The 11436-nt window shown below is 39.9% G+C and carries 12 protein-coding genes and 2 tRNA genes; 10 read left to right on the top strand and 4 right to left on the bottom strand.

Features of this window, described 5'->3' with window-relative positions; translation table 11 throughout:
- Positions 1 to 13 precede the first annotated feature (13 nt).
- Genes VJJ80_02215 through VJJ80_02230 form a run of 4 tightly spaced genes read right to left on the bottom strand, consistent with a single transcriptional unit; the run spans position 14 to position 5005 of the window.
- On the bottom strand, positions 14 to 1726 hold the full coding sequence (locus VJJ80_02215; protein HLC38919.1) for a glycosyltransferase: 1713 nt from the start codon (positions 1724 to 1726) through the stop codon (positions 14 to 16).
- Complete coding sequence (locus tag VJJ80_02220; GenBank protein ID HLC38920.1) at positions 1719 to 2897, bottom strand: hypothetical protein; 1179 nt, start codon at positions 2895 to 2897, stop codon at positions 1719 to 1721. Before VJJ80_02220 ends, VJJ80_02215 begins: the two co-directional genes overlap by 8 nt.
- Entirely contained in the window at positions 2898 to 4670 is a 1773-nt protein-coding gene (locus VJJ80_02225; GenBank protein HLC38921.1) for a hypothetical protein, read from the bottom strand.
- 2 nt (positions 4671 to 4672) lie between these two features.
- Positions 4673 to 5005: a helix-turn-helix domain-containing protein gene (locus VJJ80_02230; GenBank protein ID HLC38922.1), complete on the bottom strand. Its 333-nt coding sequence runs from the start codon at positions 5003 to 5005 to the stop codon at positions 4673 to 4675.
- 378 nt (positions 5006 to 5383) lie between these two features.
- Here VJJ80_02230 and VJJ80_02235 point away from each other — a divergent pair.
- From VJJ80_02235 to VJJ80_02280, 10 genes are all read left to right on the top strand, one after another.
- A tRNA-Ser gene (locus tag VJJ80_02235) sits at positions 5384 to 5473 on the top strand.
- A gap of 28 nt (positions 5474 to 5501) precedes the next feature.
- Positions 5502 to 5795: a GIY-YIG nuclease family protein gene (locus VJJ80_02240; protein HLC38923.1), complete on the top strand. Its 294-nt coding sequence runs from the start codon at positions 5502 to 5504 to the stop codon at positions 5793 to 5795.
- A 121-nt stretch (positions 5796 to 5916) separates the two neighbouring features.
- Positions 5917 to 6510, top strand: coding sequence for an HD domain-containing protein (locus tag VJJ80_02245; protein ID HLC38924.1), 594 nt, complete (start codon positions 5917 to 5919; stop codon positions 6508 to 6510).
- Between the two features lie 40 nt (positions 6511 to 6550).
- Positions 6551 to 7048, top strand: a complete 498-nt coding sequence (locus VJJ80_02250; protein ID HLC38925.1) for a hypothetical protein — start codon at positions 6551 to 6553, stop codon at positions 7046 to 7048.
- Between the two features lie 29 nt (positions 7049 to 7077).
- Positions 7078 to 7153: transfer RNA gene (locus VJJ80_02255), tRNA-Arg, on the top strand.
- A 72-nt stretch (positions 7154 to 7225) separates the two neighbouring features.
- Positions 7226 to 7369 (top strand): hypothetical protein, encoded by a 144-nt coding sequence (locus tag VJJ80_02260; GenBank protein ID HLC38926.1) that lies wholly within the window; start codon positions 7226 to 7228, stop codon positions 7367 to 7369.
- Positions 7370 to 7486: 117 nt separating this feature from the next.
- Complete coding sequence (gene rfbB, locus VJJ80_02265) at positions 7487 to 8497, top strand: dTDP-glucose 4,6-dehydratase (protein HLC38927.1); 1011 nt, start codon at positions 7487 to 7489, stop codon at positions 8495 to 8497.
- A 6-nt stretch (positions 8498 to 8503) separates the two neighbouring features.
- Complete coding sequence (locus VJJ80_02270) at positions 8504 to 9301, top strand: sugar phosphate nucleotidyltransferase (GenBank protein ID HLC38928.1); 798 nt, start codon at positions 8504 to 8506, stop codon at positions 9299 to 9301.
- A 141-nt stretch (positions 9302 to 9442) separates the two neighbouring features.
- Positions 9443 to 10945 (top strand): flippase, encoded by a 1503-nt coding sequence (locus VJJ80_02275; GenBank protein HLC38929.1) that lies wholly within the window; start codon positions 9443 to 9445, stop codon positions 10943 to 10945.
- A gap of 2 nt (positions 10946 to 10947) precedes the next feature.
- The coding region (locus VJJ80_02280) for a glycosyltransferase family 1 protein (GenBank protein ID HLC38930.1) at positions 10948 to 11436 on the top strand (489 nt) is incomplete at its 3' end.

The following is an 11436-nucleotide window of genomic DNA, read 5'->3' on the forward strand; positions in this document are numbered from 1 at the left end:
TATATTTCTCCATCTATTTTTGTTCTTTAAGATTATAATCCTGATTAATTCCGTCAAGCCTTAAGGCTTCTTTTTTGAAGTTAATGGCATTATTTTTATTATTATTTTGTGCGGTTGGGTTTCCAAAATTCGCTTCGGCGCCGAAACTATCTAATTCAGGGATTTTTTCCTCATATACGATATCAGAAGATGGTTTTTGGCCAGTCACAAATTGAAGAAGATTGCTGCCAAGGGCGGAAATCTTTTGTTGGCCGGTACTAATGGTGCCTTGATAATCTTTTATGGACTTAACCGGATTAACTGGTGTGGTCCAAGCCTGAGGTTCTTTTAAGACTTCCAAATATCCCGCAAAGCGGAAGAAGAAAGTAATGATTCTGAACAAGGGCATGACAAGATTATAGTGATAGCTTTTTTTAATTTTTTTCCGAGTTTCTGAATCAGCCACCACATAACAATATAAAGAATTGAAACAATCCATCACAATATAAAAAATATACATTAACAAAATGGCTTTAATGATTAATGTGGTGGAATAACCGAAAAGGAAGAAAAGCGGCAGTAAAAACATCCAAATAATACGAGGGAAACCAAAGGTGTGGTCGATCATCAACTGCAAGCCTAACCAGAAATTACGCCAAAAACCCTTGGTTAAGTTGGCATACCAATCAAGGTGAGTACCAACCACTTCAATTTGGCCGCGATGCCAGCGCGCGCGTTGGGCATAAAATCGTTCGTAGGAAATAACTGGCTTTAAAAAGGCTTTGGCTTCTTCGGCAAAACCTAAGCGGACATTTTGCCGTTGCAGATCAAGGGTTAAATCCGTATCTTCGGAAACGGTTCGGCTACTATAAAGGTTAGTTTTCATTAAAACCTCGCGCCTAAAAGCGGAAAAAGCCCCGGAAAAAGTATACATTGAGCCGGTAATATCTTGAAATTGTCGTCCCAGCCTAAATGAGGTTAAGTATTCTAAAAATTGGCACTTGGCTAAAACTTTTTCTTTAAGGGTTAATTTTCTGGAGACATAATGGCCGTTTTCATCTAAAATATATTGACCTTGTGCATTCTTGCGGTAAATTAAATTCCAATCAATTTCAATATTGCCGGTGGCAGCGCCATATTTGGGATTTTCGACAAATTTTGCCACCATATTATAAATCGCGTCTGGCGCCAAAAAGGAACGACAATCGATATTGATAATAATTCCGCCCTGAGACAATTTAATGCCGGCGTTTAAAGCCCTGGCTTTGCCTTTTTCGTATCTGACAACCAACCTAAGTAAGCCGCCAAAACCATCTGCCTGATATGTTTTGCCATTTACTTTGATCTTGCCGTTAAGATGATGGTTGAGGTTTTTAAAAGTGACGGCTTGATGTAATTTATTATGGCCGTTTTTATTCAACCAAATCTCGCGCATATGGTCTTTGACAATTTCCGAGGTTTGGTCGGTCGAGCCATTATCAACCACAATAATTTCCATTTTTTCTTGGGGATAAGTTTGAATTTTAAGGTAATTGAGGCATTCGTTGATGTTGTCTTCTTCGTTATAAGTTGGAATAATAATTGAGACCTTTGGCAGAGTCGCGGGATCAATAGGACGAATGATTCGTTTTGCTCTTTTGGTAATAATGTGAATCATATAAATTAAAGCTAAAAATCCATCAAAAATGATCGGAATGATGATCCAGACTCCCCAAAAGATGGCCAAAATAAAGAGATTATTATTCATTCGTTTTGTCCTCAATTATATTGATGGTGTAATTTGCCCGATGGCCAGAAAGATTTTTATATCTGATGGTGATAATATCGTCTGGTTGAACCTTAAGCGGTTTTTCAAAAACATTTTGATTATTTATCAATTCGCTTTCTGAACTCGTTGAAAGAGAAGTGAATTTTTGCAGAATGCCATTTTTGTATAACTCAATCCGAATCGGCTGGTCGCCGTGGATAATTTGCAGATTGATTTTGGTAGTTGATCCGGCCATAAAGCCGAAATCAATGGCTTTCCAAGCGCGCAATCTTTCGATGACAAATTGATCTAATATAATAGGTGCTTTTTCACCTAAAATATCCCCTTGATTCTGGTTTGATGGCAGTGGCGTTGGAGTTTCAATTCCAGTTTCATCTTTATATATGATAGGTCTATTGACGCGGGCAACTGGGGCAAAGGCTTTTTGCCAATCTTTTGAGGCAATAAAGCTATAAACGCCGGCTAAAACAACCACGACAATGACTGCTATTTGAGTATACGCATGTCGAAGCTGTAAAGATCGGCCTGGCTGGGCGGTTTTATTGATGGGAACATCATTTTCAATACTATCACCAACAGATTTAACTGTGGTTTTGGTGATAATATACCAATAGAGAAGCAGTTCGCAGATAAAGAAGAAAATACGAGCCACGCCAGCATGAGCTAAGAAAATATAGTTTGATCCAAACCGGTAAGCGATGATGACGATAATCATCAAGCGAAGAATATTAATCACATAAGTGACGACGAGGGCAAAAACAGATCTAAGGATTTTTTGTTTCCAGTCAAAAAGTGGATAAAAGATAATTAAGGCAAAAGCAATTGATGATTCCAAAATTGCCGAACATTCAATGCCCAACTTGAGAATGTCGGATCCTCCCACTGGCCGGATTAGCTGGAATCGGCCTGAAGAAAGCAGTTCAGTTTGGAATTTAAAGAGGTTTTTGGAAATTAGTTCCACATGGAAACTTGCCATATTAACTAAGGTTTGGTCAAAGCCGAAATATTCAGCTAACAGCACGATCATGATCGTCAAGCCAAAAGCGGCGATAAGGTAATAGAAAAGCCACTGACGATGCTGTCTAAACAACAGCACTAAAGTCAGCCAGATGGGGAAGATGATGATTGTGGCTAACAATCGACTTTCCATTTATTTCCTTTTTTCTCGAGATGTAATCCCATCAATCGACCTTCGGGGTAAATTTTGATGGGTTTTGTCTGGGGCAAGCGGGGCAGAATTTTTAGGCGGAATCAGGGTATTTTTTGGATCAGATTTTTTCTCTTTTTTAAGTTTAATTACACCCATTTTTACTCCTAGAAAAACGGCTGAACCAACCAAGATTAGGAATAATATTTCAGTTAAAGTCGGGATTGAAGTGAAAGTCACCGATTTTTCATAATAGATGTTATAGGCATAACTCGTGCTATCCCACCAGCGTGTCCATATCGTATAAGTCGTGTTTGAGGGGAAATTAGTATTAACACAGGTCCAGTTGTCATTGGCGCTGCCGCTGGCGGCCGTATCAACATTGGTATTTTGATGGGTATAATTGCCTGAAGCCCAAGACGCAGAACCAGCGCAGCCATTGGTAATGTAGGTTTCGCCGGCGTCAGGTTGGCCGTCCGCGTCGCCATCTATAAAGATGACCGCATCAATATATTTATCGTTTAAAGCGGTGCTGGCATGATAATTGTTAACCGTGGTGGAGACAGAAATGGTTTCGCCCAGAGTCGGATAGCTTCCGGCGTCAGTGGATAAAGTCGTGGTGACGGTTTGCTTTTTAGCGATGACAACATTGGTGTAAGGAGGAAGATTAGTGTTGGTGCCGTCGGCTAAAGTGAGCGTTGTCGGGTGTGCGTGGCCGGGAATAGTGCCCGAGCCAGAGCCGCCGACATCACTGGCGCTGGTAGAAGAAGTAGCGTTTATGTCGATATGCGAGTGTTGGTTGGCGCCACCGGTGCTACCATATGAGCCGGTAGGGCTTAATAATTTCTGATAAAATGGTCCGCCTGAATCCGAGAGCCGCGTCCAGCCGGCAACAGAAAAACCAACTGAACTATCAGTATCGTCGAACATTGCAATCATCCCGTTGGGAATGGCGGTGTTGGCGGTGGCTTTGCCCAGGATAATGGTGATGTACGGCGGTTGAGTACCGGGCGCACTAGAAGTGCCCGAGGCGGTATGAGTGTGATTAGCTAAAGAAGAGCGGTTGGCGGTTGATCCTGATGCGGCAATGGTGCCGGCCACACCGGTTAAAGTTGCCGAAACTGAATGGCTGGTGCCTTGATGAGCATCGCTCCCCCCAACGCCACCAGCGCTGGAGTTGCCTCGAATATAACGAAAGCCACCAGTAAAATAACCGGAAACATCCGACCAATTGGCACCGGGCACCGCGGCGTCAAAAATGGCAATTGCACCCGAAGGAATTGCCGAGTTGCCATTGGGGATGCCAGTGTTTTTAATGACGCAGAGATTTCTATAGGTGGGCAAATTGCTGATATTGCTGACACTATCAACTGTCACCGGATGGGTATGAGTATCGCTGTTATGGGTACTGCCCGCCGCGGTCTTTCGGTCAGTAGCGGTGGCGGCGGTACTGCTTCCTGTTCCGCTGTGGGTATGGGTTAAGGCACCGCCGGCGTTTCTGGCATAGCTTGAATTGCCTCTGGGGAAAAGACCGCCATTGGTTGCATCATAAAATTCTTCACCATCAGCATCAGAAACAACTGACCAGCCAGTTGGTGGAGAGGTACAATCGTCATTCCAGAAAAGCAGCATGTGGTCTGAGGCATCAACCGCTTTGGCAGGCTTTACAAAAGTGAAAAGATTTAAAATATTGGCAAAAATTGTTATGACCAAAAACACGGCAATTATTTTAGTAATTCTGATGGCTCGAATTTTATTGGTAATATTTTTAGCCATATCTAAACCTCGCTCTTTCTGAGAAAGTCTTCAAAATCTTTTTCTCTAACACGATAAAACTTACCGATTTTAACGGCTTTTATTCTTTTATCTGAAATTAATTTTGCCACGTAGGAGCGGTGAACTTGTAGTAATTCGGCAATGTCTTCGATCGTGAAAATGGCGCCATCTAATTTGCCGCCAATTAACTTTTCTAAAGCATTTTGCCTAATACGATAAAACCGCCCAATTTTAAGGGCGGCTAATTTTTTATCGGCGATCAAAGAAGCCACATAGGTGCGGTGAACCTTGAGGATTTGGGCTGCTTCTCCAATTGTATAAATCCTTGATGGCATCTTGACCTTTTCTATTTTTACTGGCCAGAAATTGGCATGCAATAATTGCAAGATGACACTATCTTGCAAAGAAATATATAATCATTGATAAAATGATTTATAAAATCAAATAACTCGGTTATAATCTATAAAATGACTCTTTGCCCCAAATTATTGAACTATAATTTATAAACTAACTCTATCATGCAAAAAATGACATTAACTTGTCAAGTGGCAAAAAATAGAAAGTTATCCACAAGTAAAAATTTTAAAAAATCAACCCTTGCTAAATTGCTCATATTTGGTAAAATAAGTATTGTTTATAGGAATATTGTCAAGATTTTTGGCAATTTAAAGATACATTTTTGCGTTTTAAATTTTAATTTTTAAATTTTTTATGGAGAGGTCGCATAGTGGTCTAGTGCAGAGGTTTGCTAAACCTCCGGCGGTTTAAAAGCCGCCTCGCGAGTTCGAATCTCGCCCTCTCCGTTTATCCTGAGTGTAGTCGAAGGACCAAATGAATAATTATTGGTTTTTATATATACTTAGATGTAGTGATAACTCTTTATATACCGGAATAACTAATAATCTTCAAAAAAGAATTAAAAAACACAATCAAGGTTATGGTTCAAAATATTTGTTAGGTAAAAGGCCGGTAAAATTAATATATTCTGAAAAATACAAAGATCAATTTCTTGCAAGAAAGAGGGAAGTCCAAATTAAAAAATGGAGAAAGGAAAAGAAAGAATTACTGATTAAGGGTTTTCCTCGACATCACTCCCTCGACAAGGCTCGGGACAAGTCGGAATAAATTCCTCTCTATGCTCGGAATAAATTCCTCTCTATGCTCGGAATAAACAAATCACATTTATCCCGCATCGCTTGATGCGAAGCGGGACCCTCTCCGCCATCGCTTCGCAAAAACAACAATTATGAAAAAAAGAGATGTTGAGTTTTTATATGAAATCGGCACCTTAAGATTTATTCCCAGAACCTGGAGGCAATTTTTAAATCTTGATTTTGCTAATTTAGCCGAACACACCTTAAGAGTGACCTGGATCGCCCTGATTATTGCTAAAAATGAGAAAAAGGTAAATTTGGATAAAATTTTAAAAATCGCCTTGGTTCATGATATTTGTGAAAGCCGCACTGGCGATGTCCATTATTTATCTAGACAATACACCAAAAGAAATGAAAAATTAGCCATCACTGGTATGTTAAAAAATACCTCAATTGAATCGGAATTTTATCAACTTTGGATAGAATATGAAGAAAGAAAGTCGCTGGAAGCGAAAATTGTCAAAGACGCCGATAATATTGATGTGGATTTGGAGTTAAGGGAACAAAAATCGCGTGGCAATTTACTGCCGAAAAAATGGAAAATAATGAGGCAAAAAGGGGTGGGTGAAAAATTTTTCACCAAATCCGCTAAGAAATTATGGGATTCATTACATCGCGTTGATCCGGATGCCTGGCACATTAAAGCGCCTAACCGTTTTCGGGCCGGGGATTTAAAAACAGATTAAAGTTTAATTTTCAAGGCGAAAAACAATTAATAGCAATCAAATGAAAAAAAAGAAATCGCTTAAAAAACATCGTCCCGTGAAAATTTCCACGATTAAATTTTTAGCTCCGGAATTTATGTATTTTCGAAAAGGGATTTTATGGTATTTAATAATAGGAGTAATATTTGTCGCCACCTTGGCATTAGCGGTCTGGCAGCGGAATTGGTTTTTAACAGCAATTGTTGTTTTATCAGCCGTGGTATTTTTTCAGTATGCGCCAAAGCGACCGCGGAGCCTAAAATGCCGCTTAGGTTTGAAAAAAATTGAAATAAATGGTAAAATATTCCCAATTAGCAATTTTAAGTCTTTTTATCTGATTCCAGATCGGCCAAATAGCCATTTACATCTGGAAAAATTGAGATGGTTTTCTGGTTCTTTATGGTTAAACATTAAAAACAAGGATGCGAAAAGAATATATCGGCAAATCTCGCAAATTTTACCAGAATCATCGCCGAAAATTAATTTTTTAACAATTATCAACCGGTGGATAAAATTCTAAATATGTGCCTGTAGCTCGGTGGATAGAGCGCCCCGATAGCTCAGCGGATAGAGCGTGTGCTTGCGGAGCACAAGGCCGGCAGTTCAAATCTGCCTCGGGGTACCAATTAAATTTTGCGGAGCTGGAGGTCGCCCCGAAGTACATCGGGGTCAGGCATGCCATTTTGAGGGAGGGGAGATGAGTTCAGACCCAAATGTAGAAATTAAAATTAGAAAATTAATTGCTTTAATCATGCTGATTGTTTTAGCAATTGCCGCTTTAGCATTGGCGGCGGTGAGTGGTCATATGCCATCTTTGGATTGGTGGAACGTAAAATATTGACAGATTGGAAAATTCAAATATAATATCAAGGGGCAAGTGCCTCTTTTTGTACATTTACAACCTATTTTAAAACCGAGACTGTTGACCGAGACTGAATACCAGAGAGGAGACTTGCAGATGAATCTGTTGGTAACAGGTGGCGCCGGTTTTATTGGTACGAACTTTGTCCGCTACTGGTCACGTATTTGGCCTAAAGATTCCATAACCGTTTTAGACAAATTCACTTACGCTGGAAATTATAAAAATTTAAATGGTTTGCCCGGCGATCAGGTAAAAATAATTACAGGAGATATTTGTAATGCCAATATTGTTTCGCAATTAATGACCCAAGCAGATGTGGTTTTCCACTTTGCTGCCGAATCCCACGTGGATCGTTCTTTGGCAAAAAACGCCGCTTTAGTATTTGGTCAGACAAACTTTATGGGCACAATTCAACTCTTAACCTCAGCCTTGGAATGTTGGCAAATGATCAACCAACCCCGTGATTTTGTTTATGTTGGCACTGATGAGGAATACGGCTCGATTACCGCAGGTTGTTATTCGGAAAAGGATGTTTTGAACCCTTCCAGCCCCTACTCTGCCTCAAAAGCAGCTGGCAGTTTAATGGCTTTGGCATTTCACCAAACTTATGGTTTGCCGGTGATTGTGACTCGTTGCACCAATAATTTTGGACCATATCAGCTTGTAGAAAAGTTTATTCCTCGTTCCATTACTAATCTGCTTGAGGGCCAGAAAATTAAACTTTATGGCACAGGTGAAAATCGGCGCGACTGGATTTCTGTCTCAGAACATTGTATAGCGCTTGAACTGGTGCGAAGACTTGGTACACCTGGTGAAATCTACAATATTGGTGCCGGCAATGAATATGCGAATCTAGAAATTGCGCAAATGATTTGTGAAATAATAGGTTATAACCCTGAAGATTATATTGAGTTTGTCCCAGATCGGCCTGGCCACGATTTTCGCTATGCAGTTGATACCACTAAAATTAATAATCTTGGTTGGACATCCTTTCCTAATTTTAAAGAATCATTGGAAGAAACAATTAGTTGGTATCGAGCTAATCGTTTTTGGTGGCAGAATGCGAAGCGAGAAGCGGAAGAATTCTACTCACAACTCGGGAGGTGACCGGAAATGACGATCCGTGGTGTTGTTTTAGCTGGTGGAACAGCAACCAGGCTTGAGTCATTGACGGCTTTTCTCAACAAGCATGTTTTACCCGTAGGTAATTTGCCAATGATATATTACCCTTTGATAATGTTGTGGAAGGCTGGCATTAAAGAAGTTTGTCTGACTACTGGTTTAAATCATGCCGGACAAATTATGGACTCGGTTTTAGATGGTCATGTTTGCCGTCGCGGCTCGACTGAAATTCTTTTTGCTTTGGATGCGACCTATCGAGTTCAAACTCAGCCTGGCGGAATTGCACAAGCCGTTGCCCTGGCAGAGAACTTTGCCAACAATGGACCAGTTTTAGTGGCACTTGGAGACAACCTGTTTCAATTTACCATTGAACCTTTTGTCGAAGCTTGCCGACAGTCACCGGATATGGCAAGAATTTTGTTGGCTAAAGTTGAACATCCTGAACAATATGGCGTGGCGATTTTGTCAGAAGATAGCAAGAAAATTATGGAAATTATTGAAAAACCAACTCCAGAAAAAGGTTATGCCAAACCACCGTCAAACTGGGCGGTAACAGGGGTTTATTACTATCCTTTTGATGTTTTTGAAAAGATTCGTGGTTTGACACCCTCGGCGCGCGGAGAGATGGAAATTACTGATGTTAATAATCTCTTTATAAAGGAAGGAAGATTAGCTTACGGTTATTGCTGTGGTTGGTGGGCAGATGCCGGCGAAAGTACTGAGGCGCTGGTTCGTGATGGTGAACTGGTACTACGTACTGGCGCCAACAATCCATTTCCAGAAATGTAATATTAATTGTCAGGGCGTTGTTCCCAAATATCCTTTGGGTGCTACGCCTCTTTTTTATGCCTTTTTGGGTGGTCTGATTATTGCTTTTTAGGTTAAATAGCGATATAATATAATTCAGTAAGTTTTTAAATTAAACCAAAAATGACTTTAACTCGTCGGATCGCGATTAATACTATTATTCAAACGATAGGCAAAATTCTTTATTTTGCCTTTTCTTTGGTTATTGTGATGTTGATCACCCGTCATTTGGGCGTGGACGGATATGGCCAATATAATATGGTGATTTCTTATTTGGCTTTATTTGCGGTTTTGGCAGATTTAGCGCTTTATATGGTGATGGTAAGGGAAATTTCCCAACAACCAAAATTGCGTGAAAAAATTGTGAATAATGTTTTTGGCTTGAGAATATTTTCGGCGATTTTGGCGATGTTAATCGCGATTGGGGTCTCGTTTTTGTTGGGTTATCCAATGGCGGTCAAAATTGGCATCGCCATTTTTTCGGTGGGGATTTTCTTCATGCTTTTAAATCAAATGATGTTAGGCGTTTTTCAGGTTGATTTGCGTATGGATAAGGCAACCATCGCCGAAGTTTCTGGCCGTTTAGTGACTTTGTTGGCGGTGATTTGGTTGATCAAAAATAATTATGGTCTTATTCCTATTTTAATTGTTTCGTCGGGGGGTTTTGGGATAAACTTTATTTTAAATTATCTCTTTATTGGCCAGCATTTACACTTAGTGCCAAAATTCGAAACCCGGTTTTGGAAAAAAATCTTAATCAATGCTTGGCCTTTGGCAGTGGTGGGAATTTTAGGTACAATTTATTTTAAAATTGATACCGTAATTTTGTCATTAGTACCCTTAAAACACGTTTTAATTGAAAATGTTGGAAATTATAATAATTTAGAAGCGGTTGGTTTATATGGCGCCGCCTACCGGGTCTTAGACATTATCATTGTTTTTCCGGCACTTTTTGCCGGTTTGGTTTTTCCACAAATCTCTTTTAATATTAAAAAAGATTTTCAAAAAACACAGTTTATTTTTCAACGCGCTTTTGATTTTTTGTTAATGTCGGGAATATTTGTTTCCTTAATCTGTTTTATTTTGGCACCACAAATTATTGATATTATTGCTGGTCCGGAATTTGTCCGTTCGGTCTTGGCCTTACGGATTTTATCAGTGGCATTTTTCTCCCATTTTGTGGGTAATTTGTCTGGTTATACTTTGACCGCCGCTAAAAAACAAATTTATTGGATTTTACCGTTAGCAATTTTTTGCGTGGTAAATATAATCGCTAATATTATCTTTATCCCTTATTATTCATTTATTGCCGCGGCGACAATTACGGCCATTGGTGAATTAGCAATAAGTATCATTGCTTTTAGTTTGATTTGGAAACACGTCCGTTTGGCGCCGTCATTGCAAATTTTTGGACCGGCTTTGTTGGCAGGAGCTGTCACGGCCGGAGCAATTTTACTGGTCATCAAATATGATTTTATAATTTTGTGGTCACAAATTTATAGCTTTCAAATTTGGCAAAAAACCTTGGCGATCGGATTATTGATTGCGGTAGCCGGAGTGATTTATTTTATGATTTTATATATTTTGGGGGCGATTAAAAAAGAGGACTTAAGGGTCTTGAGATAATTATGAAAATTACTTTTTGCGTAAACACATTAAAATTGACTGGTGGGATAAAGGTAATTTTTGAGCATGCCAATCATTTACAAAAATTAGGTCATCAGGTGACCATTGTTTACCCTTATAATTTATCTGGAAAATGGTTTGCTAAAGACGGGGTAACGGCTGGCGCCAAATGGTTAAAATCAAATCTGCAAGCGATGCTTAGTTTCGAAAACCATCATTGGTTTCCAGTTAAAGCCAAAATCAAAAAAGTCCCCTCCCTTTCCGCCAAATACCTCCCCTCAGCAGATGTGGTGGTGGCCACCGCCGTAGAAACTGCTCCTTGGGTAGCGAAGCTGCCCTTGGAGTGTGGTGCCAAGTTCTATTTCATCCAAGGTTATGAAACCTGGGCAATGCCAGCTGCCAAAGTCCATGCTACCTACAAACTGCCCATGACTAAAATTGTGATTGCTTCTTGGTTAAAAAGACTGATTTTAAAGAAAACCGGTGAAAGA

Source organism: Patescibacteria group bacterium (assembly GCA_035288465.1).
In the GTDB taxonomy this organism is placed as follows: domain Bacteria; phylum Patescibacteriota; class UBA1384; order DATEAH01; family DATEAH01; genus DATEAH01.